Source organism: Enterobacter sp. MGH 16 (assembly GCF_000493175.1).
GTDB lineage: Bacteria > Pseudomonadota > Gammaproteobacteria > Enterobacterales > Enterobacteriaceae > Enterobacter > Enterobacter roggenkampii.
On the sequence record NZ_KI535695.1, the window covers coordinates 4177665 to 4202660 of the forward strand.

Genomic DNA, 24996 nt, shown 5'->3' on the forward strand with positions numbered 1-24996 from the left:
TTCAGTGCCCTCCTTAGTCAAATTTCATACGTGTGGCTTTCAGGTTCACAATCGCCAGGGCGCCCACCAGCAGGAAGATCAGGGTGGCAATCGCTGCCGCCAGACCGAAGTCCTGACCGCCGCCGCCTTCGAAGGCGATACGGTAGGTGTAGCTCACGAGCAGATCGGTATAGCCTGCCGGCGTGGTGGTGCCAAGACGGTCCGGGCCGCCGTTGGTCAACAGCTGAATCAGCACGAAGTTGTTAAAGTTAAAGGCGAAGCTGGCAATCATCAGCGGGGTGAGCGGCTTGATGAGCAGCGGCAGCGTAATCTTAAAGAAGTTCTGGAACGGACCCGCGCCGTCCATCGCCGAAGCTTCGTACAGGTCATCCGGGATGGCCTTCAGCAGCCCCATGCACAGGATCATCATGTACGGATAGCCCAGCCAGGTGTTCACGATGATGATCATCGAGCGGGCGGTGGTCGGGTCGCTGAACCAGGCCGGTTTGATGCCGAACAGCGCGCTCAGCATCATGTTGATTTCACCGAAGCTCTGGTTAAACAGCCCTTTGAAAATCAGAATCGAGATAAACGACGGTACGGCATACGGCAGAATCAGCAGCACGCGGTAAATCGCTTTGCCCTTCAGGGATTCCCACTGGACCAGACAGGCCAGCACCATGCCCACGGCCACGGTCAGGATCACGGTCAGTACGGAGAAGACCACCGTCCAGACGAAGATGGCGAAGAACGGTTTCTGAATGCCTTCGTCGGTAAATACGCGGGTAAAGTTGTCCCAGCCGATGGTGACGGTATAGCCCGGGCTGAGTTTGTCATCACCCCATTTGCCGTCGGCAGTAATGGATTGATAGAAACCAATGTCGTTATTCGGACGGTACTTCACGCCGCTCTGGTTGTTGGTCAGCGTGCCGTCATCCGCCAGGGTATAGAGCGGTTGGGTGCCGGAGAACTGGCGCAGCGAGCTCATGATCACTTTGCTGTCGTCTGGCAGCACGGCGGTGAGCTGGGTCAGCGCCTGACGGTTCTGGGTAATGACGCGCAGGTTGGCACGTTCACCTTCCGGCAGAGCCTGGGCCTCTTTTAAGGTCAGCTTCTGCTCGCCGCCAAATTTGAAGGCGTCAGAGACATAGTATTTCCCGCTTGCTTCGTCAGTAAGCGCTAACTTCCATTCGTTGCCTGCGGGATACAGGCCGAAGTTAAAGGTCTTGCCTGCCTGGTATGAGCGGTCCAGCAGGACCTGCTGCGCGCGTTCCTGCGCAAGCTGGTTGGTGCTGCTGTAGTTGGTAAACGCAATGGCGACGGTACAAATCAACGGGAACAGGACAAACAGCCCCATCCCGGCCACGCCCGGGTAGACATAGCGCCAGGCATAGGCTTTACGGTTGGCGAAAATATACAGGCCAGCAGAGCTTAAAATCAGCGTCATGATGGCGAACAGATATTCCCCTTGTACGTACATTAAAACAACAAGGTAACCCACCAGCAGGCACAGCAGACCGATCGCTGACCACTTCAGCGCGTCGCTTTGCCACCAGCGTTTCTTTTTAATGACATCCATGGGGTTCTTCCTCTACAACGGTGGAATCTTATCGTCAGGTGGCGCTGCGCTTACCTGACCTACGGATCGTGCCGTAGTCGTAGGGCGGGTAAGCGCACGCGCTACCCGCCGTTTTTCAGACTTACTTAGTAATACGACCCTGAGCATCTTTCAGTGCGGCATCGACAGTCTGACGACCGCTTGCAGCGTTGATAACCGCGGTACGGGTGGCGTACCAGAATGCGGCCATCTGTGGGATGTTCGGCATGATTTCGCCTTTCTGGGCGTTATCCATGGTGGCCGCGATACGTGGGTCTTTCGCCAGCTGATCCTGGAAGGATTTCAGCGCAACGGCACCCAGCGGTTTGTCCTTGTTCACTTCATCCAGACCCTGATCGGTCAGCAGGTAGTTTTCCAGGAACTCTTTCGCCAGCTCTTTGTTCGGGCTGGCGGCGTTGATGCCTGCGCTCAGCACGCCAACGAACGGTTTAGACGGCTTGCCTTTGAAGGTTGGCAGCAGCGTCACGCCGTAGTTGACTTTGCTCTTGTCGATGTTGGTCCAGGCCCACGGACCGTTGATGGTCATCGCGGTTTCGCCTTTGTTGAACGCCGCTTCCGCGATGGAGTAATCGGTATCCGCGTTCATGTGTTTGTTCTTGATCAGGTCGACCAGGAAGGTCAGGCCCGCTTTCGCGCCCGCGCTGTCGACGCCCACGTCTTTCACGTCGTATTTGCCGTTTTCAAACTTGAACGCGTAACCGCCGTCGGCAGCAATCAGCGGCCAGGTGAAGTACGGCTCCTGCAGGTTGAACATCAGGGCGGATTTACCTTTCGCCTTCAGCTCTTTATCCAGTTTCGGGATCTCTTCCCAGGTTTTCGGAGGGTTAGGGACCAGGTCTTTGTTGTAAATCAGAGACAGGGCTTCAACCGCGACAGGGTAAGCGATCAGCTTGCCGTTATAGCGAACGGCGTCCCAGGTGAACGGGAACAGTTTGTCCTGGAAAGCTTTGTCCGGGGTGACTTCAGCCAGCAGGCCAGACTGTGCGTAACCGCCAAAACGGTCATGCGCCCAGAAGATGATGTCCGGGCCGTCGCCGGTTGCCGCAACCTGCGGGAATTTCTCTTCCAGTTTGTCCGGGTGCTCTACGGTCACTTTGATGCCGGTGTCTTTCTCGAATTTTTTGCCCACTTCGGCCAGGCCGTTATAGCCCTTGTCGCCGTTAATCCAGATAACCAGCTTGCCTTCTTCAATTTTGGCGAGCGCCGGTGCGGAAATCATCATTGCTGCAAGGGCGGACAATGCGAAAACGCGTGCGCCAGTCTTGATATTCATATCTGCCATCCTTTTTGGTGATGTCTCGTGGTATGACTTCAGTGGTTCAACGTGACTCAGTCTCCTTATTTGACATCCTCTTTCCATCCTCCCAACCCCTACGCCCCACCCCCCGTTTGTGTGATCTCCGTTGCATAAATTTAAGTTATGAGTGCTGGCGCACATAAAAACGCACTGAATTTTGCAGGCGGCTTCACGAATTTTGCCTCAGCCCGCCCACGCCGGTCGCAGAGCCTGCTCTCTCATCCTCCCGCCTCCTCCCCCATAAAAAAGCCGGGGGGTGGAGGATTCGTGAAAGTAATGGATCCCCCATAGTCACCTTATCTTGAATGTTTCTGTCGGTGACAGGTTGTAACGAAGGGAGAAGGGCATGGCGAGCGTACAGCTGCGTAATGTAACGAAAGCCTGGGGTGACGTTGTGGTGTCGAAAGACATCAATCTGGACATCCACGAAGGTGAATTCGTGGTATTTGTCGGCCCATCAGGCTGCGGTAAATCAACCCTGCTGCGTATGATTGCCGGTCTTGAAACCATCACCAGCGGCGACCTGCTGATCGGTGATACCCGAATGAATGACATCCCGCCTGCCGAACGTGGCGTAGGCATGGTGTTCCAGTCTTATGCACTCTATCCCCATCTTTCCGTCGCCGAGAACATGTCCTTTGGTCTGAAGCTGGCCGGCGCAAAGAAAGAGGTGATTAACCAGCGCGTGACGCAGGTGGCGGAAGTGTTACAGCTGGCGCACCTGCTGGAGCGTAAGCCGAAAGCGCTTTCCGGCGGTCAGCGTCAGCGTGTGGCGATTGGCCGTACCCTGGTCGCCGAGCCGCGCGTCTTCCTGCTCGACGAACCGCTTTCCAACCTGGATGCCGCCCTGCGCGTCCAGATGCGTATCGAAATCTCCCGTCTGCACAAGCGTCTTGGCCGCACGATGATTTACGTCACCCACGATCAGGTCGAAGCGATGACCCTCGCCGACAAAATCGTGGTGCTGGATGCCGGCCGCGTGGCGCAGGTGGGCAAACCGCTGGAGCTGTATCACTACCCGGCAGACCGCTTTGTTGCGGGCTTCATTGGCTCGCCAAAGATGAACTTCCTGCCCGTCAAAGTGACCGCGACAGCCATTGAACAGGTACAGGTGGAGCTGCCAAACCGCCAGCAGGTCTGGCTGCCGGTCGACAGCGCCAACGTACAGGTGGGGGCAAACATGTCCCTCGGTATTCGTCCTGAGCATTTACTGCCGAGCCACATTGCCGATGTGACGCTGGAAGGTGAGGTTCAGGTCGTCGAACAGCTTGGTCACGAAACACAGATTCATATCCAGATCCCCGCCATCCGTCAGAACCTGGTCTACCGCCAGAATGACGTGGTGTTGGTAGAAGAGGGTGCCACATTCGCTATCGGCTTGCCGCCAGAGCGCTGCCATCTGTTCCGTGAGGATGGCACCGCATGTCGTCGGTTGCATAAAGAGCCAGGCGTTTAAGCATTCCCAAAAGAAGACACGAAACCGACAGGTGAAGTGTTCAAAGAAAAGCAATGATCTCAGGAGATAGAATGATGATTACTCTGCGCAAACTTCCTCTGGCAGTTGCCGTCGCAGCGGGCGTAATGTCTGCTCAGGCACTGGCCGTGGATTTCCATGGTTATGCTCGTTCCGGTATCGGCTGGACGGGTAGTGGCGGCGAACAGCAGTGCTTCCAGGCAACCGGTGCCCAAAGTAAATACCGTCTGGGTAACGAATGTGAAACCTATGCGGAACTGAAGCTGGGCCAGGAAGTGTGGAAAGAAGGCGACAAGAGCTTCTACTTCGACACCAACGTAGCGTACTCCGTGGCGCAACAGAACGACTGGGAAGCTACCGACCCGGCGTTCCGTGAAGCCAACGTGCAGGGTAAAAACCTGATTGAGTGGCTGCCAGGTTCCACCATCTGGGCCGGTAAGCGCTTCTATCAGCGTCATGACGTTCACATGATCGACTTCTATTACTGGGATATTTCAGGTCCTGGTGCCGGTATCGAAAACGTCGATCTGGGCTTCGGTAAACTGTCTCTGGCAGCGACCCGTTCTCAGGAAGCAGGTGGCTCATACATCTTCACCAGCAACGATATCTATCATGACTTCAAAGACACCGCTAACGACGTCTTCGATGTGCGCTTAGCGCAGATGGAAATCAACCCGGGCGGCACGCTGGAGTTGGGTGTTGACTATGGCCGAGCTAACAAAACTGACGGTTACAGCTTCGCTGACGGCGCATCTAAAGATGGCTGGATGTTCACCGCTGAACATACCCAGAGCATGCTGAAAGGCTACAACAAGTTTGTTGTCCAGTACGCTACCGATGCAATGACCACTCAGGGCAAAGGTATTCCGCAGGGTTCCTTCACCGGCAACAACTATGACAAAGACGCTGAAATTGGTGTTGTAAATAACAAGATTAACAACAACGGTTCCCTGGTTCGTATTCTCGACCACGGTGCGATCTCTCTGGGTGACAGCTGGGATCTGATGTACGTCGGTATGTATCAGGATATCGATCGTGACGACAACAACGGTACGACCTGGTACACCGTGGGTGTGCGCCCAATGTATAAATGGACGCCAATCATGAGCACCTTGCTTGAAGTTGGCTACGACAACGTTAAGTCGCAGAAAACTGACGATACCAACAACCAGTACAAAATTACCCTTGCACAGCAATGGCAGGCCGGTAACAGCATCTGGTCCCGTCCAGCGATCCGTGTCTTCGCAACTTACGCGAAGTGGGATGAGAAATGGGGTTATGACAACGGCATTGCAAAAAGCGATACCAAAGCCACAACCTACAGCCGCGGTGACAACGACGAGTGGTCCTTCGGCGCCCAGATGGAAATCTGGTGGTAATCCCGTCTTAACCTGACGTAATGACCAAACTGAGGGGCGCAAGCCCCTCAATCCTTGGGACGGCGCGCTATTGCCTGGCTACCGCTGACCTGTGCATTTTGAGGTGATAACAATGAAAATGAACAAAACTCTCCTTGCCCTTTGTTTATCCGCAGGGTTGCTGGCGAGCGCGCCTGCTGTAACGCTCGCTAATGTGAATTTCGTTCCGCAAAACACAACATCCGCGCCGGCCATTCCGGCAGCTGCGTTGCAACAGCTGGTCTGGACGCCTGTCGATCAATCTAAAGCCCAAACGACCCAGCTCTCGACGGGTGGGCAACCGCTTAATGTTCCGGGTATTAGTGGTCCGGTGGTCGCGTACAGCGTGCCCGCTAACATTGGCGAACTGACGTTAACGCTCTCCAGTGAAGTCAATAAACAGACCAGCGTCTTTGCGCCGAACGTGCTGATTCTTGACCAGAACATGACGCCTTCTGCGTTCTTCCCGAGCGAATATTTTACCTATCAGGAACCGGGCGTCATGAGCGCCGATCGCCTGGAAGGGGTAATGCGCCTGACGCCTGCGCTGGGTCAGCAGAAAATTTATGTACTCGTCTTCACCACGGAAAAAGATTTGCAGCAAACCACCACGCTGCTTGATCCTGCGAAGGCCTATGCCAAAGGCGTAGGTAACGCCGCACCGGATATCCCGGATCCGATCGCCCGCCACACCACTGACGGCCTTGTGAAGCTGAAAGTGTCGACCAGCAGTGCGTCCAGCGTCCTGGTCGGCCCGCTGTTTGGCTCCTCCGGTACCGGCCCTGTCACCGTGGGCAACACCGCTGCGCCTGCCTATACCGCGCCCGCTGCCACGACAGCCGCACCGGTAGCGACCGCAGCGCCGGCCCCGGCGAAGAAAGCGGAGCCGGTACTGAACGACACCGAAGAATACTTCAACAATGCCATCAAGCAGGCGGTGAAGCGCGGCGATGTCGATAAAGCGCTGAAGCTGCTTGATGAAGCCGAACGTTTAGGTTCAACCACTGCCCGTTCCACCTTTATCAGCAGTGTAAAAGGCAAGGGGTAACCGTTTCCCCACAATGCTGATTTGTTAGTCGTTTGGTGCGCCTGAGTGGGCGCACTTTTTTTCGTCTCCGCCGGGCTGTTGCACTCTTGTTGCGATCGTGATCCTTAAATAACGTTTGGCCCCCCTCAATCCGCGTTTCTGCGATACAATGCCTGTACGTTATGTATCGGAGAGTCTGGCATGTCACACCCTGCGCTAACGCAACTGCGTGCGCTGCGCTATTTCGACCAAATACCTGCGCTTGATCCGCAGCAGCTGGACTGGCTGTTGCTGGAAGATTCCATGACAAAACGTTTTGAGCAGCAGGGAAAAACGGTCACGGTGACCCTGATTCAGGAAGGGTTTGTCTCCGGCGATGAGATCGCCAACGAGCTGCCGCTGCTGCCGCACGAGCCACGTTACTGGCTGCGTGAAATTTTACTCTGCGCTGACGGCGAGCCGTGGCTTGCCGGACGGACGGTGGTGCCCGAGTCCACCCTTTCCGGGCCCGAGCTGGCGCTGCAGCGTCTGGGGAAAACGCCGCTGGGGCGTTACCTCTTCACCTCGTCAGAACTTACCCGGGATTTTATTGAAATTGGTCGTGATGCCGAACTGTGGGGGCGTCGTTCCCGCCTTCGCCTGAGCGGTAAACCGTTAATTCTGACGGAGCTTTTTTTACCGGCATCACCGTTGTACTAAGAGGAAGAAAAAATGGAGTGGAGCCTGACGCAGAATAAGCTGTTGGCGTATCACCGCTTAATGCGTACCGATAAACCGATTGGCGCGTTACTGCTGCTGTGGCCGACCTTATGGGCGCTGTGGGTCGCCACGCCGGGCGTGCCGCCGCTGTGGATCCTGGGCGTGTTTGTTGCTGGCGTCTGGCTGATGCGCGCAGCGGGCTGCGTGGTCAATGATTATGCCGATCGTAAATTCGACGGCCATGTAAAGCGGACTGCCGGTCGTCCGTTACCCAGCGGACAGGTGACCGGGAAAGAAGCCCGCGTGCTGTTTGCTGTTCTGGTGCTGCTCTCTTTCCTGCTGGTGTTAACCCTGAACACCATGACCATACTGCTTTCCGTTGCGGCGCTGGCACTGGCCTGGGTTTATCCGTTTATGAAGCGCTATACCCACCTGCCTCAGGTGGTGCTGGGCGCCGCGTTTGGCTGGTCGATTCCAATGGCGTTTGCGGCAGTTAGTGAGTCCTTACCGCTCAGCTGCTGGCTGATGTTCCTGGCGAACATACTTTGGGCCGTGGCTTACGACACGCAATACGCGATGGTTGACCGCGACGATGACCTGAAAATTGGCATCAAATCCACCGCCATCCTCTTTGGCCGTCAGGACAAGCTGATTATCGGGATTCTGCAGGTCGCCGTGCTGGCGCTGATGGTGGCGATTGGCCGCCTGAACGGGCTGAACTGGGCGTTTTACTGGTCGGTGCTGGTGGCGGGGCTGCTGTTTGCGTACCAGCAAAAGCTGATTGCGAAGCGCGAACGCGACGCCTGCTTCAAGGCGTTTATGAACAATAACTACGTCGGTCTGGTGCTCTTTTTAGGGCTGGCGATGAGCTACTTCTTATAAAAAAAGCCGGGTGGCGGCTTCGCCTTACCCGGCCTACGTTTTAGCAGGATATGTAGGCCCGGTAAGCGTCAGCGCCACCGGGCGTTTTTTTACCGGCGACGCAGCAGCCGCAGCGCGTTCGCCGTCACCAGCACCGTCGCGCCGGTATCCGCCAGCACCGCCAGCCACAGTCCGGTCATGCCGAGCAGGGTGGTCACCAGGAAAATCCCCTTCAGCCCCAGCGCGATGCCGATGTTCTGGCGGATGTTGGCACGCGTCGCCCGCGCAAGATCGATCATCTGCGCCAGTCCGGTCAGGCGGTTGTGGGTCAGCGCCGCGTCCGCCGTCTCTAGCGCCACGTCGGTGCCGCTGCCCATCGCAATGCCGATGGTGGACGCCTTCATCGCCGGGGCATCGTTAATCCCGTCTCCGACCATCGCCAGCGGGGCGTGCGCGTTCAGCTCCGTTACCGCGCTGACCTTATCCGCCGGCAGTAATCCGGCCTTAAAAGCCAGCCCCAGCTCACCGGCAATGGCCGCCGCTGCGCGAGGGTTATCGCCGGTGAGAATCACCCCCTGCACGCCCAGCTGATGCAGCGCCGCCACGGCTTCTTTTGCGTCATCGCGCAGGGTGTCGCGCAGCGCCAGCATCCCTTTTGCGACGCCGTTCTGCATAACGGTCACGACAGTTTGTCCGGTCTGTTCTAACGCCTCCACCTCAGGATGAGAAGACTTGCCCGCCGCGACAATCAGAACTTTTTTACCGTCAACGGTGGCCTCAATCCCGGAGCCTACCAGCGCCCGCTGAGCGGTTGCCGGTGGGATATTCAGCCCGCGCGACTGCGCTTCCCGCACTATCGCCTGCGCCAGCGGGTGAGTGGAGCCCTGCTCAACGGCGGCGGCCAGGGTCAGCAGTTCATCTTCACTGATGCCCTGCGAATACACGCCGGTCACCTGCGGCTTGCCGACGGTCAGCGTGCCGGTTTTATCGAAGGCGATATGCTGCACCTGACTCAGCTGCTCCAGCGCCGCGCCGCCCTTAATCAGCGCCCCGCGACGTGCCGCCGCCGCCAGGCCGGAGGTAATGGCCGCCGGGGTGGAGATGACCAGCGCGCACGGGCAGCCGATCAGCAGTAGCGTCAGCCCTTTATAAATCCAGCCCTCCCACGGCGCGCCAAAGAACAGCGGTGGGACGACGGTGACCAGCAGGGCAACCAGCATAATGGCGGGCGTGTAGATGCGGCTGAAGCGGTCGATAAAGCGTTCGACCGGCGCGCGGCGCTCTTCGGCCTCTTCAATCAGCTTCAGGATGCGGTCGATGGCGCTGTCACCCGGCTCGGAAAGCACGGTGAGCTGCACCAGACGGTCGACGCTGGTGGCGCCAGCAGGCACTTTTTCACCTGCGGCACGTTCAACCGGAATGGACTCACCGGTCAGGGCACTTTCATCAAAGCTCGCGGTGGCGGTAAGCAGCGCGCCGTCGGCAGGCAGGCGTCCGCCTGCCGCAACTTCTATCACGTCGCCCGGACGCAGGGTCGTGATGGCGACCGTTTCACGCGTGCCGTTTACTACGCGCGTGGCGGTTTCCGGCTTCAGCGCCATCAGCGCGCTGACCCCTTTACGCGCCCGGCTCGCCGCCCAGCCCTCAAGACGTTCACCGATTAAGAACAGCAGCAATACCATCGCCGCTTCTGCCGTCGCGCCAATAAACAGCGCGCCGATGGCCGCCACGCTCATCAGCGTTTCAATGGCGAACCAGCTGCCGCTTTTCATCAGACGCAGCGCCTGGCGGGCAATCGGAAACAGCCCGACCAGCGTGGTGGCGATAAACGCCAGGTTGCCGAACGGATGGTTGATCTGTTCCAGCCCCCAGCTCAGGGCCATCATGATGATCAGGGTAATGAGCGGCAGGTTTTCTTTCAGTGAAGAGGCTTTTTCCGCGGGCGCGGCTTCACTACGCAGGCTGTAACCCGCCTTGCTTACCGCGTCTTCAACCTGTTTGCTGACGTCGTTATCGGCGCTAACCAGCAGCTTTTCGGTGGCGAACAGCACCTGAACGTGGCTGACGCCCGGCACCTGTTTCACCGCATTTTCCACTTTGCGGGCGCAGGCAGCGCAGTCCATGCCGTTAACGACCCAGCTGTAGCGGTTGCCGCTTTCAGGAAGCGTTTGAGTTTGCGTTTCGCACGCGCCTTCGCAGCAGCAGTCATCTTTCGACGGAACGGGACTGAGCTTAAGCGCCGAGAATTGAGGGACTTTTTTGGGTGTTTCTGGAGTCGACATGGCAGTCTCCGGCAATGATAATTTTCTCATTAACCGCAGCATACACTCTGGAGTCGACTCCAGAGTCAAGCGTTATTTAGATATACAGCGAACGCACAATCAGGAAGTGCCCGGCAAAGTAGCAGGCGGCGGCAATCGCGTTATCCGCCCGGAAACGGCGGCGATAGTGGCTACCCAGCCACACGATATTCCCAATCAGCAGCAGCGCGGCCCCGAAGAAAGCGGACATCGCCGGAGCGGTCGGACGGAAGAACCACAGTTCACCTGCCAGCCATACCATCACCAGCGTCATGGCGATAAACGTGCAGATCGGCAACCGCATCTCTTCCAGACGCGACCAGATCACCGCGATCAGCAGGGCACCAATCACCAGCAGGACCAGCGGCAGCGGCCAGAAGAAAGAGAGCGTCATCTGGCTGGCGAAGTAAATGGTATACAGCAGATGCGACAGGAAAAATGCCCCTACGGCATACAGCAGGCGCTGGCGCGGCAGCAGGGTTAAGGCATCGCCAATCAGAGAGGCGCATAGCCCGGCGAGGACCAGATAGCTGACGGCATTAAACATCGGTGCTTGCCAGGCCAGCAGCAGGAGCAGCAACAGCGTGACGGGTTTAAACAGCCAGCGCTGCCAGGTGGGACCACGGTACGACGCATCGACATAAAGCCATGCGGAAAAACAGACAGCGATAAATGACCAAAGCATATTAACTCCCTGTATCTGTTAAGTCTGAATAATCAGTTTCTGATCCAGTGTAGTGACGCGGGCGGGCGTTTGGCAATGCCGGGGAAGGCAGGGTATCCTGAATTCCGCATAATCTGATGGGATAGTTGAATGAGCAAGATGCCGCTGTTTTTCATTATCGTGGTGGCGATTATCGTCATTGCCGCCTCGTTCCGCTTCGTGCAGCAGCGCCGCGAGAAGGCGGATAACGATGCCGCGCCGCTGATGCAAAAGCGCGTGGTGGTGACGAACAAACGCGAAAAGCCGCTCAATGACCGCCGCTCGCGCCAGCAGCAGGTGACGCCTGCGGGCACAACAATGCGTTATGAAGCGAGCTTTAAGCCGGAAACGGGCGGCCTGGAGATGACCTTCCGCCTGGAGGCGCAGCAGTACCACCAGCTGACGGTGGGGGAAAAAGGAACGCTGAGTTACAAAGGATCGCGGTTTGAGGGGTTTGTTCCGGAGTTGTAACGCCGGGCGGCACTGCGTTTGCCCGGCCTACGTGGTTTCGTAGGCCCGGTAAGCGAAGCGCCACCGGGCGACTAAACGCACCTTACTTCTTCACCTGCGCCTTAAACTTCTTCATCCACACCAGCAGCTCAAACACGCCGAAAATAAACACGCGCAGCTGCTGCCAGCCCGTCATCTGCGGGCCGTCTTTCGGCAGACCGTTTTTCAGCATCACCATCTGCAGGGCGTGCATGAACGAGGTGAAAATCAGCGCGACGTTAACAAAAATATTCATCGGGCGCGGGAACGGGTGCACCAGGTTGAGCAGCAAAAACGCCCAGACGCCCAGCATCAGCAGACGTCCCAGATTAATCAGTACCGGCATCGGATCCTCCTTGTGCCTGACGGTGATACAGACGATAAGCAACCTGACCTGCCACTTTTTCACGGTGCAGATCCCAGTGAGCGGGAACCGGCGGCAAACCGTTTTCCACTTCGCTTTCCACGTAAATCAATGCGTCATCCGCCAGCCAGCCGTTTTGCTCCAGCAGGGATAACGTATCTTCCAGCAGCCCCTTGCGGAACGGCGGGTCGACAAACACCACGGTGTGCGGCGTGCCCTTTTGCGCGAGGAAGCTCAGCGTGTTGGTGTTAACCACTTTCGCGTTGCTCGCTTTCAGCGTCGCCAGATTTTGCTGCAGCGTCTGCGCCACGCCGCGCTCCATCTCCAGCAGCGTGGCGCTGGCAGCATAGCGCGACAGCGCTTCCAGCCCGAGCGCGCCGCTACCGGCGAAGCAGTCCAGGCAGCGGGCGTCTACCATTGACGGGGCCAGCCAGTTAAACAGCGTCTCGCGCACGCGGTCGGTAGTAGGGCGTAAACCGGGGCTGTCCGGCACCGGTAATTTCCGGCCTCGCCACTGACCGCCGATAATACGAATTTGACCGGCCGGGGCGCGGTTGGGTTTCTTCATCTCAGGAAAGCTCTGTTAACAATTGGCCTGCGATTGCGGGCGGTGATGTCAATTAAGTAAAGTGTTAGACTATTTCATCATTTTTTTAGCTTCCATGTATATAGCGCCGCGAGGAGTGTAGTCGCAGATGGCAAAACAAAAAAAACGTGGCTTCTTTTCCTGGCTGGGCTTCGGTGAAAAAGAGCAAGAAACAGAACAGAAAACCGAAGAGCAACAAGCCGTTGAAGAGCCATCGCAGCCTGAAACGCCAGTAGAAACCGCCGCGGTTGTCGATGCGGAAGAAACGGCGCACAGCAAAGAAGAGGTTGAAACCTTTGCTGAAGAGGTGGTTGAGGTCACTGAACAGGTTCAGGAGAGCGAGAAGCCAGAACCGGTTGTCGTAGAAGCCGCTATCGAAGCGCCACAGGCCGCTATCGAACACGAAGAGCTTCCGCTGCCGGAAGAGGTCAAAGACGAAGCGGTGTCTGCCGAAGAGTGGCAGGCCGAAGCGGAAACCGTTGAAATCGTTGAGGCGGTGGAAGAAGAAGCGGCGCTCGAGCCGGAGCTGACCGACGAAGAGCTGGAAGCCCAGGCGCTGGCGGCGGAAGCGGCTGAAGAAGCGGTCATCGTTGTGCCGGTAGAAGAGCAGGCCGAAGAAGAGATCGTTCAGGAGCAGGAAAAACCGACCAAAGAGGGTTTCTTCGCGCGCCTGAAGCGCAGCCTGCTTAAAACCAAAGAAAACTTAGGTTCCGGATTTATCAGTCTGTTCCGCGGCAAGAAGATCGACGACGATCTGTTTGAAGAGCTGGAAGAGCAGCTGCTGATTGCGGACGTTGGGGTGGAAACCACCCGTAAGATCATTGCCAATCTGACCGAAGGGGCGAGCCGCAAGCAATTGCGTGACGCCGAAGCGCTGTACGGCCTGCTGAAAGACGAGATGGGTGAAATTCTCGCAAAAGTTGACGAACCGCTTAATATTGAAGGCAAAACGCCATTTGTTATTCTGATGGTCGGCGTGAACGGCGTGGGTAAAACCACCACCATCGGCAAGCTGGCGCGTCAGTTCGAGCAGCAGGGCAAATCGGTGATGCTGGCGGCGGGCGATACCTTCCGTGCGGCGGCGGTTGAGCAGCTGCAGGTCTGGGGCCAGCGCAACAACATCCCGGTGATTGCTCAGCATACCGGCGCGGATTCCGCATCCGTGATCTTTGACGCCATCCAGGCGGCGAAGGCGCGCAACGTGGACGTGCTGATTGCCGATACCGCAGGGCGTTTGCAGAATAAATCGCACCTGATGGAAGAGCTGAAGAAAATCGTTCGCGTCATGAAGAAGCTGGACGAAGACGCACCGCATGAAATTATGCTGACCATTGATGCCAGCACCGGACAGAACGCCATCAGCCAGGCGAAGCTGTTCCATGAAGCGGTAGGACTGACGGGGATCACGCTGACCAAACTGGACGGCACCGCGAAAGGCGGGGTGATCTTCTCCGTGGCCGACCAGTTCGGCATTCCTATCCGTTACATCGGTGTGGGCGAGCGTATTGAGGATTTACGTCCGTTTAAGGCGGACGACTTTATTGAGGCATTATTTGCCCGAGAGGACTAACAATGATTCGCTTTGAACACGTCAGCAAGGCCTATCTCGGTGGGAGACAAGCGCTGCAGGGGGTGACCTTTCACCTGCAGCCGGGCGAGATGGCATTCCTGACCGGCCATTCCGGCGCGGGGAAAAGTACCCTGCTCAAGCTTATCTGTGGGATCGAGCGGCCAAGCGCCGGAAAAATCTTTTTCAGCGGCCATGAGATCAGCCGTCTGAAAAACCGTGAGGTGCCGTTCCTGCGTCGTCAGATCGGCATGATTTTCCAGGATCACCACCTGCTGATGGATCGCACCGTTTTCGATAACGTGGCCATTCCGCTGATTATTGCCGGCGCCAGCTATGACGATATCCGCCGCCGCGTCTCTGCGGCGCTGGATAAGGTCGGGCTACTGGACAAAGCGAAGAACTTCCCGATCCAGCTCTCCGGCGGTGAACAGCAGCGCGTGGGTATCGCCCGCGCGGTGGTGAACAAGCCTGCCGTGCTGCTGGCGGATGAACCGACCGGTAACCTGGACGATGCCCTGTCAGAAGGGATTTTGCGTCTGTTTGAGGAGTTTAACCGCGTAGGGGTTACCGTATTGATGGCAACGCACGACATCGGGCTGATTTCCCGTCGTTCGTACCGCATGCTGACCCTGAGCGACGGGCATTTGCACGGAGGCCACGGTGAACAAGCGTGATGCAATAAACCAGATTCGGCAGTTCGGGAACCGGTTTGACCGTTTCCGTAAGCCGCAGGGCGGGGGTGACGGCAATCGTAATGCGCCGAAGCGCCAGAAGGCCGCGCCAAAACCGGCCTCCCGCAAAACCAACGTCTTTAACGAGCAGGTGCGCTACGCGTTCCACGGCGCGCTGCAGGACCTGAAAAGCAAACCGCTGGCGACGTTCCTGACGGTGATGGTAATCGCCATCTCCCTGACGCTGCCAAGCGTCTGCTACATGGTTTACAAGAACGTCAACCAGGCGGCGTCGCAGTATTATCCGTCTCCGCAGATCACGGTCTATCTGGATAAAGCGCTCGACGATAACGCGGCCGCGCAGGTGGTTGGGCAAATTCAGGCCGAGCAGGGCGTGGAGAAGGTCAACTATCTCTCACGTGAAGACGCGCTGGGTGAGTTCCGCAACTGGTCAGGCTTTGGCGGTGCGCTGGATATGCTTGAAGAGAACCCGCTGCCCGCCGTGGCGGTGGTGATCCCGAAGCTGGATTTCCAGGGGACCGATTCGCTTAACACCCTGCGCGATCGCATCACGCGCATTAAGGGCATTGATGAAGTGCGCATGGATGACAGCTGGTTTGCGCGTCTCGCTGCTCTGACCGGGCTGGTAGGCCGCGTCGCGGCGATGATTGGCGTGCTGATGGTGGCGGCGGTCTTCCTCGTCATCGGCAACAGCGTTCGTCTGAGCATCTTCGCTCGTCGCGATACCATCAACGTGCAGAAACTGATTGGTGCGACGGATGGCTTCATCCTCCGACCGTTCCTTTACGGTGGCGCACTGCTCGGTTTTTCCGGCGCATTTCTTTCACTGATATTGTCAGAAATTTTGGTGATGCGGCTTTCCTCTGCCGTGACTGAAGTGGCGCAGGTTTTCGGAACCAAGTTTGATATCAGTGGTTTAGGGTTCGATGAGTGCCTGTTACTGCTGCTGGTGTGTTCAATGATTGGGTGGGTGGCAGCGTGGCTGGCAACCGTTCAACATTTACGTCACTTTACTCCCGACTAATAAAAGCGTGATATAATCTTTCCCTGCACCGAGATGTTCGCTCTGCAGGGAAAGCGTCCCTGTTGTCTCTTCCCCTGTTATCATCTCCATGTCACATTTTGTGCGTAATTTATTCACCGTTGCACCTGGAACTTGTGGATAAAATCACTGTCTGATAAAAGAGTGAATGCTAATCTCGTTGCTCAAACGCTTTGGCATGGTTGTTGCCTGACGGGGACAGCCTGGACCAGAAGAAACACTGAGAGGAATGAATGACCAAAGAAATGCAAACTTTAGCTTTAGCCCCTGTTGGTAACCTGGAATCCTATATCCGGGCTGCGAACACCTGGCCGATGTTAACGGCCGAGGAAGAAAAGGAGCTTGCTGAAAAGCTGCATTACCAGGGCGATCTGGAAGCAGCGAAAAAGCTGATCCTGTCTCACCTGCGCTTTGTTGTTCACATTGCTCGTAATTATGCGGGCTATGGCCTGCCGCAGGCGGACTTGATTCAGGAAGGTAACATCGGCCTGATGAAGGCTGTGCGTCGCTTTAACCCGGAAGTGGGGGTGCGACTGGTCTCCTTCGCCGTCCACTGGATCAAAGCAGAAATTCATGAATACGTGCTGCGCAACTGGCGTATCGTGAAAGTCGCCACGACAAAAGCGCAACGCAAACTGTTCTTCAACCTGCGTAAAACCAAGCAGCGTCTGGGCTGGTTTAATCAGGATGAAGTGGAAATGGTGGCGCGCGAGCTGGGTGTTTCCAGCAAAGACGTGCGTGAGATGGAATCCCGTATGGCCGCGCAGGACATGACCTTCGATATGTCCTCCGACGACGACGCATCTGACAGCCAGCCGATGGCACCGGTTCTGTATCTGCAGGATAAAACCTCTAACTTTGCCGACGGCATCGAAGAGGACAACTGGGAAGATCAGGCCGCGAACAAGCTGAGCTATGCGATGGAAGGCCTCGACGAACGTAGCCAGGATATTATCCGCGCCCGCTGGCTGGACGAAGACAACAAGTCAACGCTGCAGGAGCTGGCCGACCGCTACGGCGTCTCTGCGGAACGTGTCCGTCAGCTTGAAAAGAACGCCATGAAGAAACTTCGCGCCGCTATCGAAGCGTAATTAACGCGAAGTACACCGAGAACCCCTGGATGAGAGTCTGGGGGTTTTGTTTTTTTAGCGCCCGCTCTGGCGAATTCCCTCCCCCTGGCAAACACTTACTGATGCGCTAAGCAGGCGACTTTCTCAGGGGGACAGGGTGAAAAACAACGAACTGAACGACCGGCGGTTACAGGCGACGCCGCGCGGCATTGGCGTGATGTGTAACTTCTATGCCGATAAAGCCGAAAACGCCACGGTGTGGGACGTGGAAGGCAATGAGTACATCGACTTCGCCGCCGGGATCGCGGTGCTGAATACCGGCCATCGCCATCCTAAAGTCATTTCCGCCATCGAAAAACAACTCCACGCGTTTACCCACACGGCCTACCAGATTGTGCCGTATGAAGGCTACGTGGCGCTTGCCGAGCGCATCAACCAGCGCGTGCCGATTGACGGCCCGGCCAAAACCGCGTTCTTCTCGACGGGGGCTGAGGCGGTCGAAAACGCGGTGAAAATTGCCCGCGCCTTTACCAGACGCCCCGGCCTTATCACCTTCGGTGGCGCGTTCCACGGCCGCACCTTTATGACCATGGCGCTGACCGGCAAAGTTGCGCCGTACAAGCTCGGCTTTGGACCTTTCCCCGGCTCGGTGTATCACGCCCAGTATCCGAATGAACTGCATGGCGTCAGCACGGCGGAAGCGTTGAAAACCCTGGAACGTATCTTTAAAGCGGATATTGCCCCTGACCAGGTCGCGGCGATTATTCTCGAACCGGTTCAGGGAGAGGGCGGTTTCAACATCGCCCCGGCTGATTTTATGCAGGCGCTGCGCGCCCTGTGCGATACCCACGGCATTTTGCTGATTGCCGACGAGGTGCAAAGCGGCTTCGCCCGCACCGGCAAGCTGTTCTCGATGGAACATCACTGCGTGAAGCCCGATCTGATCACCATGGCGAAAAGCCTGGCGGGCGGGATGCCGCTCTCTGCGGTGTCGGGACGTGCTGAGGTGATGGATGCGCCCGCGCCGGGTGGGCTGGGCGGTACCTACGCGGGTAACCCGCTGGCGATTGCGGCGGCGCACGCCGTGCTGGACGTGATTGACGAAGAGGATCTCTGCACGCGATCGGCGCATCTTGGCCATCACCTGGTGGAAGTGTTGAACAAGGCGAAGGAACACTGCCCGTATATCGCGGATATCCGCGCGCAGGGCTCGATGGTGGCGGTGGAGTTTAACGATCCGCAAACGGGTCAGCCTTCGCCGGAATTTACCCGCCAGGTGCAGGAGCGTGCACTGCAGGAAGGTCTGCTGCTTCTGAGCTGCGGCGTCTACGGCAACGTCATTCGTTTCCTGTATCCGCTGACGATTCCCGAAGTGCAGTTCCGTAAAGCGCTGGACATTATCTCCGCGTCGCTGACACGTTAAAGCCACATGCCCGGCGGAACTCTCTGCCGGGCTTATCATATATTCATTTCAAATTTGCTATTCCAAAATCATAAAAATGGGGTATGTTTTAGCAGAGTATGCTGAAAAAGCGCGAACAGCACACCTATAAATGAAATAAAGCGCTGCACAACAACATCACAACAATCGTAATAACCATAATAATGGGGAATCTCAGGATGAACATGAAGGGTAAAGCGTTACTGGCAGGATGTATCGCGTTGGCATTCAGCACCATGGCGCAGGCAGACATCAAAGTGGCTGTGGTTGGTGCCATGTCCGGTCCGGTAGCGCAGTACGGCGACCAGGAGTTTACTGGCGCAGAACAGGCGGTTGCAGACATTAACGCTAAGGGCGGTATCAAGGGCGAAAAACTGCAGATCGTAAAATATGATGATGCCTGTGACCCGAAACAGGCGGTCGCGGTCGCGAACAAAGTGGTGAACGACGGGATTAAATACGTTATCGGTCACCTGTGCTCTTCTTCTACTCAGCCCGCGTCTGACATCTACGAAGACGAAGGTATCCTGATGATCACCCCGGCGGCGACCGCACCAGAGCTGACCGCACGCGGTTACAAGCTGACCCTGCGCACCACCGGTCTGGACTCTGACCAGGGCCCAACCGCGGCGAAATACATCGTTGAAAAAGTGAAGCCGAAACGCATTGCCATTGTTCATGACAAGCAGCAGTACGGTGAAGGTCTGGCGCGTTCAGTGCAGGACAACCTTAAGAAAGCCAATGCCGACGTGGTGTTCTTCGACGGGATCACCGCCGGTGAGAAAGATTTCTCCACGCTGGTTGCGCGTCTGAAGAAAGAGAATATCGACTTTGTTTACTACGGCGGCTACCACCCGGAAATGGGCCAGATCCTGCGCCAGGCGCGCGCGGCCGGTCTGAAAACCCAGTTCATGGGCCCGGAAGGGGTGGCGAACGTTTCTCTGTCTAACATCGCGGGTGAATCCGCCGAAGGCCTGCTGGTGACCAAACCGAAGAACTACGACCAGGTCCCTGCGAACAAACCTATCGTAGATGCCATCAAGGCGAAGAAACAGGATCCAAGCGGCGCGTTCGTCTGGACCACCTACGCGGCGCTGCAGTCGCTGCAGGCGGGCCTGAACCAGTCAGCCGATCCGGCTGAGATTGCCACCTGGCTGAAAGCGAACACCGTCGAAACCGTTATGGGGCCTCTCTCCTGGGACGCGAAGGGCGACCTGAAGGGCTTCGAATTCGGCGTGTTTGACTGGCATGCTAACGGCACGGCGACAGACGCCAAATAATTTTCCCGTCGCCTTTCGCGCCGCAGGTGCGTTGGCTGCGTTATTCAACCCCGGGCACTTACTTATGTAAGCTCCCGGGGATTTCATAACTTGCCGCCTTCCTGCAACACGAAATGCTTGCGAAAATGCGGTAGAAATTGTAGGCCGGGCAAGGCGTAGCCGCCACCCGGCTTTCTTTTAGCGCTTCTCCCACCCGCTCTCCTGCGCCGTAAACCCTAACGCCTGCATAAACGCCGCCATCACGCCGCGGTCTTCCACGCCCACGTCGGCCATCCACCATGAGGTCACGCCCGGGTTTTCGCGGAGCACTTCTTCAATTAAATACTGCCCCACGCCGCGACGGCGGGTCACGTCACGCACGCGCAGCGAGTCCAACGCCCCTTCCGTGCCGCTCAGCGTTACGCGAACGGCGGCCAGAAGACGCTCGTTAAAGCGCGCGGCATAGATACGGTGATTTTCGTCGACGGCCAGCGACGAAGGGGAATATTCCGGCCAGATCTTGCCCAGGTCGATATGATCCTGGTCGCTAAAGGTCACCAGACGCACGATAGTCAGTTTCATTAGCTGCTTGTCCAAATCAAATTGAGTAGAGGCAGTGTACTCAATTTATTCGCTCAGCGGCTTCCTCTTTTTATCGCCGTTTGCCAGGTGATTAGTTTTTTGGCAGCGCGTTGGGCAGTTTGAAAACACATGGATCGAAAAATAAGCAGGATTTTAACCTGAATGGCAGTGATTTATTCGGCGCTTTATACCGTTATTTTATGCTGCAAACTGCACTTTTATTTGTTTATCTCTGCCTGATTTCAGAATATTATCTTTGCTTAATCGCCTGAAAAATAGAGATTTTAGTCTGGTTTTTGACAAAAACCTGCGCTAAACCATTAAAGGCACTGGTAAAAATAGCGTTGTTCATTAAAAGTACAGAATGCTTTTTAACCATAATAAAACAAAATATAAACACGACATCACGAATGGGGATTCAGAGATGAAAAGGAACGCGAAGACGTTAATCGCGGGGATGGTCGCACTGTCGATCTCGCATGCCGCCATGGCGGAAGACATAAAAGTTGCGGTAGTGGGGGCGATGTCCGGCCCTGTTGCCCAGTGGGGTGACATGGAGTTCAACGGTGCGCGCCAGGCCATCAAAGACATCAACGCTAAGGGCGGCATCAAGGGCGACAAGCTGGTGGGCTTGGAGTATGACGACGCCTGCGATCCGAAACAGGCCGTCGCGGTCGCCAACAAAATCGTCAACGATGGCATCCAGTATGTGATCGGCCACCTGTGCTCATCGTCCACCCAGCCCGCGTCTGACATCTACGAAGACGAAGGCATTCTGATGATCACCCCTGGCGCCACTAACCCTGAGCTGACCCAGCGCGGCTACCAGCACATCATGCGCACCGCCGGTCTGGACTCCTCTCAGGGGCCTACCGCCGCCAAATACATCCTTGAAACCGTCAAGCCGCAGCGTATCGCCATTATTCATGACAAGCAGCAATACGGCGAAGGCCTGGCGCGCTCCGTTCAGGACGGCCTGAAAAAAGGCGGCGCGAACATCGTCTTCTTCGACGGCATTACCGCCGGTGAGAAAGACTTCTCCGCGCTGATCGCCCGTCTGCAAAAAGAGAATATCGACTTTGTTTACTACGGCGGCTACTACCCGGAGATGGGGCAGATGCTGCGTCAGGCGCGCGCCACCGGTCTGAAAACTCAGTTTATGGGGCCAGAGGGCGTGGGCAATGCCTCCCTGTCCAACATCGCCGGGGATTCTGCCGAAGGCATGCTGGTGACGATGCCAAAACGCTATGACCAGGATCCGGCCAACAAGGCTATCGTGGATGCGCTCAAGGCGCAGAAGAAAGATCCGAGTGGTCCGTACGTCTGGATCACCTATGCCGCCGTACAGTCTCTGGCCACCGCGCTGGATCGTACCGGCAGCAAAGAACCGCTGGATCTGGTGAAAGATTTAAAAGCACACGGGGCGAACACCGTGATTGGGCCGCTGAACTGGGATGAGAAAGGCGATCTGAAGGGATTTGAGTTTGGTGTCTTTAAGTGGCACGCCGACGGTTCGTCTTCGGCCGCCAAATAATTATCCCACCGCCCGGCATGACGGGCGGGTATAAAAAGGTTTGCATATGTCCGAGCAGTTTCTCTATTTCCTGCAGCAGATGTTTAACGGCGTCACGCTGGGAAGCACCTACGCGCTGATCGCCATCGGCTATACGATGGTTTACGGCATTATCGGCATGATCAACTTCGCCCACGGCGAGGTCTACATGATCGGTAGCTATGTCTCCTTTATGATTATCGCCGCCCTGATGATGATGGGCATCGACAGCAGCTGGCTGTTGGTCGCCGCCGGGTTTGTCGGCGCGATTGTGATTGCCAGCGCCTACGGCTGGAGCATCGAGCGCGTGGCCTACCGGCCGGTGCGCAGCTCCAAGCGTCTGATTGCACTGATTTCCGCCATCGGGATGTCGATCTTCCTGCAAAACTACGTCAGCCTGACCGAAGGCTCGCGCGACGTGGCGCTGCCAAGCCTGTTTAACGGCCAGTGGATTGTGGGGGCCAGCGAAAACTTCGCGGCCTCTATCACCACCATGCAGCTGGTTATCTGGGTCGTGACCTTTATTGCGATGCTGGCCCTGACGCTGTTCATCCGCTACTCGCGGATGGGACGCGCCTGCCGCGCGTGCGCAGAAGACCTGAAGATGGCGAGCCTGCTCGGCATCAATACCGACCGCGTGATTGCCCTGACCTTCGTGATTGGCGCCGCGATGGCTGCCGTCGCAGGCGTGCTGCTCGGCCAGTTCTACGGCGTGATCAACCCGTACATCGGCTTTATGGCCGGGATGAAAGCTTTTACCGCGGCGGTGCTGGGCGGTATCGGCAGTATTCCGGGCGCGATGATTGGCGGCCTGATCCTGGGCGTGGCGGAAGCGCTCTCTTCGGCGTATCTGAGCACCGAATATAAAGACGTGGTGTCGTTTGCCCTGCTGATTCTGGTTCTGCTGGTCATGCCTACCGGTATTCTGGGCCGTCCGGAGGTAGAGAAAGTATGAAACCGATGCATTTTGCAATGGCGCTGCTCTCTGCCGCCATGTTCTTCGTGCTGGCGGGCGTCTTTATGGGCGTCCAGCTTGAGCTGAATGGCACCAAACTGGTGGTGGATACCGCCCCCGACATCCGCTGGCAGTGGGTGTTTATCGGTACCGCCGTGGTGTTCCTGTTCCAGCTGCTGCGTCCGCTGTTCCAGAAGTCGCTGAAAAACGTCTCCGGGCCGAAATTCGTCCTGCCGGCCATCGACGGGTCTACCGTTAAGCAGAAGCTGTTCCTCGTGGCGCTGCTGGTGGCTGCCGTGGCGTGGCCGTTCGTGGTGTCTCGTGGAACCGTGGATATCGCTACCCTGACCATGATCTACGTGATCCTCGGTCTCGGTCTGAACGTGGTGGTGGGGCTCTCAGGTCTGCTGGTGCTGGGCTACGGCGGCTTCTACGCCATCGGTGCCTATACCTTCGCGCTGCTGAACCACTATTACGGGCTCGGCTTCTGGACCTGCCTGCCGCTGGCAGGGCTGGTTTCTGCCGCCGCAGGCTTTCTGCTCGGTTTCCCGGTGCTGCGCCTGCGCGGTGACTACCTGGCGATTGTGACCTTAGGCTTCGGTGAAATCGTCCGTATCCTGCTGCTGAACAACACCGAAGTGACCGGCGGCCCGAACGGCATCAGCCAGATCCCGAAACCGACCTTCTTCGGCCTGGAGTTCAGCCGCACCGCCCGCGAAGGCGGCTGGGACACCTTCAGTAACTTCTTCGGCGTGAAGTATGACCCGTCCGACCGCGTCATCTGGCTCTATCTGGTGGCGCTGCTGCTGGTGGTCATCACCCTGTTCGTGATTAACCGCCTGCTGCGCATGCCGCTGGGCCGCGCGTGGGAAGCGCTGCGCGAAGATGAGATCGCCTGCCGCTCCCTGGGCCTGAACCCGACCCGCATCAAGCTGACCGCGTTCACCATCAGCGCCGCGTTTGCCGGTTTTGCCGGGACGCTGTTTGCCGCGCGTCAGGGCTTCGTCAGCCCGGAATCGTTCACCTTTGCCGAATCCGCCTTTGTGCTGGCGATTGTGGTGCTGGGCGGGATGGGCTCGCAGTTCGCCGTTATCCTGGCGGCCATCCTGCTGGTGGTCTCGCGCGAGCTGATGCGCGACTTTAACGAATACAGCATGTTAATGCTGGGTGGTTTGATGGTGCTGATGATGATCTGGCGTCCGCAGGGCTTGCTGCCGATGACCCGTCCACAGCTGAAGCTGAAGAACGGGCAAGCGAAAGGAGAGCAGGCATGAGTCAGCCATTATTATCCGTTAACGGTCTGATGATGCGTTTTGGCGGCCTGCTGGCGGTCAACAACGTGAATCTGGATTTGCACAAGAAAGAGATTGTCTCCCTGATTGGCCCGAACGGCGCGGGGAAAACCACGGTCTTTAACTGCCTGACCGGCTTCTACAAGCCGACGGGCGGCACCATCATGCTGCGCGATCAGCATCTTGAAGGGCTGCCGGGCCAGCAGATTGCCCGCATGGGCGTAGTGCGTACCTTCCAGCACGTGCGTCTGTTCCGCGAGATGACGGTGATTGAGAACCTGCTGGTGGCGCAGCATCAGCAGCTGAAAACCGGGCTGTTCTCCGGCCTGCTGAAAACCCCGGCCTTCCGCCGCGCCCAGGATGAAGCGCTCGATCGCGCCGCCACCTGGCTCGACCGCATTGGCCTGCTGCAGCACGCCAACCGTCAGGCGAGCAACCTGGCCTACGGCGACCAGCGTCGCCTGGAAATTGTGCGCTGCATGGTGACGCAGCCGGAAATCCTCATGCTCGACGAACCGGCGGCGGGCCTCAACCCGAAAGAGACCAAAGAGCTGGACGAGCTGATTGCCGAACTGCGCGATCACCACGACACCACCATTCTGCTGATTGAGCACGACATGAAGCTGGTGATGGGCATTTCCGACCGTATCTACGTGGTTAACCAGGGTACGCCGCTGGCAAACGGCACGCCGGAAGAGATCCGCAACAACCCGGACGTGATCCGCGCATACCTGGGTGAGGCATAAG

At 57.2% G+C, this 24996-nt stretch carries 23 protein-coding genes; 16 read left to right on the forward strand and 7 right to left on the reverse strand.

All coding sequences use genetic code 11. The features are described from left to right. Positions 1 to 13: 13 nt before the first annotated feature. Positions 14 to 1558, reverse strand: a complete 1545-nt coding sequence (malF, locus tag L362_RS03415) for a maltose ABC transporter permease MalF (RefSeq protein WP_023345256.1) — start codon at positions 1556 to 1558, stop codon at positions 14 to 16. Between the two features lie 121 nt (positions 1559 to 1679). Then, entirely contained in the window at positions 1680 to 2870 is a 1191-nt protein-coding gene (gene malE, locus L362_RS03410; protein ID WP_008500079.1) for a maltose/maltodextrin ABC transporter substrate-binding protein MalE, read from the reverse strand. Between the two features lie 370 nt (positions 2871 to 3240). On the opposite strand from malE, the gene malK reads away from it, so the two are divergent. The 5 genes from malK to ubiA all read left to right on the forward strand — a co-directional run bounded on the left by malK (position 3241) and on the right by ubiA (position 8373). Further along, on the forward strand, positions 3241 to 4350 hold the full coding sequence (gene malK / locus L362_RS03405; RefSeq protein WP_008500080.1) for a maltose/maltodextrin ABC transporter ATP-binding protein MalK: 1110 nt from the start codon (positions 3241 to 3243) through the stop codon (positions 4348 to 4350). Between the two features lie 71 nt (positions 4351 to 4421). Continuing rightward, a complete protein-coding gene (locus tag L362_RS03400; protein WP_008500081.1) occupies positions 4422 to 5747 on the forward strand; it encodes a maltoporin in 1326 nt (441 codons plus the stop codon). 112 nt (positions 5748 to 5859) lie between these two features. Continuing rightward, on the forward strand, positions 5860 to 6813 hold the full coding sequence (gene malM, locus L362_RS03395) for a maltose operon protein MalM (RefSeq protein WP_023345257.1): 954 nt from the start codon (positions 5860 to 5862) through the stop codon (positions 6811 to 6813). Positions 6814 to 6993: 180 nt separating this feature from the next. Further along, positions 6994 to 7491, forward strand: a complete 498-nt coding sequence (ubiC, locus tag L362_RS03390) for a chorismate lyase (protein ID WP_021242729.1) — start codon at positions 6994 to 6996, stop codon at positions 7489 to 7491. Positions 7492 to 7503: 12 nt separating this feature from the next. Next, positions 7504 to 8373: a 4-hydroxybenzoate octaprenyltransferase gene (ubiA, locus tag L362_RS03385; protein ID WP_023293539.1), complete on the forward strand. Its 870-nt coding sequence runs from the start codon at positions 7504 to 7506 to the stop codon at positions 8371 to 8373. An 89-nt stretch (positions 8374 to 8462) separates the two neighbouring features. On the opposite strand, the gene zntA is transcribed toward ubiA, so the two are convergent. Together zntA and L362_RS03375 are read right to left on the reverse strand one after the other, a co-directional pair. Next, a complete protein-coding gene (zntA, locus tag L362_RS03380) occupies positions 8463 to 10634 on the reverse strand; it encodes a Zn(II)/Cd(II)/Pb(II) translocating P-type ATPase ZntA (protein WP_023345258.1) in 2172 nt (723 codons plus the stop codon). 76 nt (positions 10635 to 10710) lie between these two features. After that, positions 10711 to 11337, reverse strand: a complete 627-nt coding sequence (locus L362_RS03375; RefSeq protein WP_008500086.1) for a lysoplasmalogenase — start codon at positions 11335 to 11337, stop codon at positions 10711 to 10713. A gap of 129 nt (positions 11338 to 11466) precedes the next feature. Here L362_RS03375 and L362_RS03370 point away from each other — a divergent pair, with 129 nt between their 5' ends. Then, positions 11467 to 11826, forward strand: coding sequence for a DUF2500 domain-containing protein (locus L362_RS03370; protein WP_008500087.1), 360 nt, complete (start codon positions 11467 to 11469; stop codon positions 11824 to 11826). An 82-nt stretch (positions 11827 to 11908) separates the two neighbouring features. On the opposite strand, the gene L362_RS03365 is transcribed toward L362_RS03370, so the two are convergent. Together L362_RS03365 and rsmD are read right to left on the reverse strand one after the other, a co-directional pair. Continuing rightward, the gene (locus L362_RS03365; protein WP_008500088.1) at positions 11909 to 12190 is read right to left on the reverse strand and encodes a DUF1145 family protein; all 282 of its coding nucleotides are present in this window, start codon (positions 12188 to 12190) and stop codon (positions 11909 to 11911) included. Beyond that, a complete protein-coding gene (gene rsmD, locus L362_RS03360) occupies positions 12174 to 12776 on the reverse strand; it encodes a 16S rRNA (guanine(966)-N(2))-methyltransferase (protein WP_023345259.1) in 603 nt (200 codons plus the stop codon). The genes L362_RS03365 and rsmD overlap by 17 nt, the downstream gene beginning before the upstream one ends. A 127-nt stretch (positions 12777 to 12903) precedes the next feature. Here rsmD and ftsY point away from each other — a divergent pair, with 127 nt between their 5' ends. The 6 genes from ftsY (at position 12904) to livJ (ending at position 19889) form a co-directional block, all read left to right on the forward strand. Then, complete coding sequence (gene ftsY, locus L362_RS03355) at positions 12904 to 14364, forward strand: signal recognition particle-docking protein FtsY (RefSeq protein WP_023345260.1); 1461 nt, start codon at positions 12904 to 12906, stop codon at positions 14362 to 14364. Between the two features lie 2 nt (positions 14365 to 14366). Beyond that, on the forward strand, positions 14367 to 15038 hold the full coding sequence (ftsE, locus tag L362_RS03350) for a cell division ATP-binding protein FtsE (protein ID WP_008500091.1): 672 nt from the start codon (positions 14367 to 14369) through the stop codon (positions 15036 to 15038). Continuing rightward, complete coding sequence (ftsX, locus tag L362_RS03345; RefSeq protein ID WP_023326488.1) at positions 15025 to 16080, forward strand: permease-like cell division protein FtsX; 1056 nt, start codon at positions 15025 to 15027, stop codon at positions 16078 to 16080. The genes ftsE and ftsX overlap by 14 nt, the downstream gene beginning before the upstream one ends. Before the next feature lie 251 nt (positions 16081 to 16331). Then, positions 16332 to 17189: an RNA polymerase sigma factor RpoH gene (gene rpoH, locus L362_RS03340; protein ID WP_008500093.1), complete on the forward strand. Its 858-nt coding sequence runs from the start codon at positions 16332 to 16334 to the stop codon at positions 17187 to 17189. A 136-nt stretch (positions 17190 to 17325) separates the two neighbouring features. Further along, positions 17326 to 18591: a 4-aminobutyrate--2-oxoglutarate transaminase gene (locus L362_RS03335; protein WP_021242734.1), complete on the forward strand. Its 1266-nt coding sequence runs from the start codon at positions 17326 to 17328 to the stop codon at positions 18589 to 18591. Positions 18592 to 18788: 197 nt separating this feature from the next. Continuing rightward, positions 18789 to 19889: a branched chain amino acid ABC transporter substrate-binding protein LivJ gene (gene livJ / locus L362_RS03330; RefSeq protein ID WP_072163886.1), complete on the forward strand. Its 1101-nt coding sequence runs from the start codon at positions 18789 to 18791 to the stop codon at positions 19887 to 19889. Positions 19890 to 20066: 177 nt separating this feature from the next. On the opposite strand, the gene panM is transcribed toward livJ, so the two are convergent. Continuing rightward, positions 20067 to 20450, reverse strand: a complete 384-nt coding sequence (panM, locus tag L362_RS03325; RefSeq protein ID WP_008500097.1) for an aspartate 1-decarboxylase autocleavage activator PanM — start codon at positions 20448 to 20450, stop codon at positions 20067 to 20069. Positions 20451 to 20874: 424 nt separating this feature from the next. On the opposite strand from panM, the gene livK reads away from it, so the two are divergent. From livK to livG, 4 genes are read left to right on the forward strand one after another with little or no spacing between them, the layout of a single operon-like run. Continuing rightward, entirely contained in the window at positions 20875 to 21984 is a 1110-nt protein-coding gene (livK, locus tag L362_RS03320; protein WP_023345261.1) for a high-affinity branched-chain amino acid ABC transporter substrate-binding protein LivK, read from the forward strand. A 46-nt stretch (positions 21985 to 22030) separates the two neighbouring features. Further along, complete coding sequence (livH, locus tag L362_RS03315) at positions 22031 to 22957, forward strand: high-affinity branched-chain amino acid ABC transporter permease LivH (protein WP_008500099.1); 927 nt, start codon at positions 22031 to 22033, stop codon at positions 22955 to 22957. Continuing rightward, positions 22954 to 24231, forward strand: coding sequence for a branched chain amino acid ABC transporter permease LivM (livM, locus tag L362_RS03310; RefSeq protein ID WP_008500100.1), 1278 nt, complete (start codon positions 22954 to 22956; stop codon positions 24229 to 24231). The genes livH and livM overlap by 4 nt, the downstream gene beginning before the upstream one ends. Then, positions 24228 to 24995 carry a high-affinity branched-chain amino acid ABC transporter ATP-binding protein LivG gene (gene livG, locus L362_RS03305; protein WP_008500101.1) on the forward strand — a complete coding sequence of 256 codons (768 nt, stop codon included), beginning with the start codon at positions 24228 to 24230 and terminating at the stop codon, positions 24993 to 24995. Before livM ends, livG begins: the two co-directional genes overlap by 4 nt. The last annotated feature ends 1 nt before the right edge of the window (position 24996 follow it).

Bases quoted from the DNA above. Each gene is read 5' to 3' on its own strand.
- L362_RS03375 (WP_008500086.1), bottom strand. From the start codon at position 11,337: ATGCTTTGGTCATTTATCGCTGTCTGTTTTTCCGCATGGCTTTATGTC.
- malF (WP_023345256.1), bottom strand. From the start codon at position 1,558: ATGGATGTCATTAAAAAGAAACGCTGGTGGCAAAGCGACGCGCTGAAG.
- L362_RS03365 (WP_008500088.1), bottom strand. From the start codon at position 12,190: ATGCCGGTACTGATTAATCTGGGACGTCTGCTGATGCTGGGCGTCTGG.
- L362_RS03370 (WP_008500087.1), top strand. From the start codon at position 11,467: ATGAGCAAGATGCCGCTGTTTTTCATTATCGTGGTGGCGATTATCGTC.
- livK (WP_023345261.1), top strand. From the start codon at position 20,875: ATGAAAAGGAACGCGAAGACGTTAATCGCGGGGATGGTCGCACTGTCG.
- ftsY (WP_023345260.1), top strand. From the start codon at position 12,904: ATGGCAAAACAAAAAAAACGTGGCTTCTTTTCCTGGCTGGGCTTCGGT.
- rpoH (WP_008500093.1), top strand. From the start codon at position 16,332: ATGACCAAAGAAATGCAAACTTTAGCTTTAGCCCCTGTTGGTAACCTG.
- malK (WP_008500080.1), top strand. From the start codon at position 3,241: ATGGCGAGCGTACAGCTGCGTAATGTAACGAAAGCCTGGGGTGACGTT.
- livH (WP_008500099.1), top strand. From the start codon at position 22,031: ATGTCCGAGCAGTTTCTCTATTTCCTGCAGCAGATGTTTAACGGCGTC.
- rsmD (WP_023345259.1), bottom strand. From the start codon at position 12,776: ATGAAGAAACCCAACCGCGCCCCGGCCGGTCAAATTCGTATTATCGGC.
- L362_RS03400 (WP_008500081.1), top strand. From the start codon at position 4,422: ATGATGATTACTCTGCGCAAACTTCCTCTGGCAGTTGCCGTCGCAGCG.
- malM (WP_023345257.1), top strand. From the start codon at position 5,860: ATGAAAATGAACAAAACTCTCCTTGCCCTTTGTTTATCCGCAGGGTTG.
- panM (WP_008500097.1), bottom strand. From the start codon at position 20,450: ATGAAACTGACTATCGTGCGTCTGGTGACCTTTAGCGACCAGGATCAT.
- ftsE (WP_008500091.1), top strand. From the start codon at position 14,367: ATGATTCGCTTTGAACACGTCAGCAAGGCCTATCTCGGTGGGAGACAA.
- livM (WP_008500100.1), top strand. From the start codon at position 22,954: ATGAAACCGATGCATTTTGCAATGGCGCTGCTCTCTGCCGCCATGTTC.
- ubiC (WP_021242729.1), top strand. From the start codon at position 6,994: ATGTCACACCCTGCGCTAACGCAACTGCGTGCGCTGCGCTATTTCGAC.
- livJ (WP_072163886.1), top strand. From the start codon at position 18,789: ATGAACATGAAGGGTAAAGCGTTACTGGCAGGATGTATCGCGTTGGCA.
- zntA (WP_023345258.1), bottom strand. From the start codon at position 10,634: ATGTCGACTCCAGAAACACCCAAAAAAGTCCCTCAATTCTCGGCGCTT.
- malE (WP_008500079.1), bottom strand. From the start codon at position 2,870: ATGAATATCAAGACTGGCGCACGCGTTTTCGCATTGTCCGCCCTTGCA.
- ubiA (WP_023293539.1), top strand. From the start codon at position 7,504: ATGGAGTGGAGCCTGACGCAGAATAAGCTGTTGGCGTATCACCGCTTA.
- livG (WP_008500101.1), top strand. From the start codon at position 24,228: ATGAGTCAGCCATTATTATCCGTTAACGGTCTGATGATGCGTTTTGGC.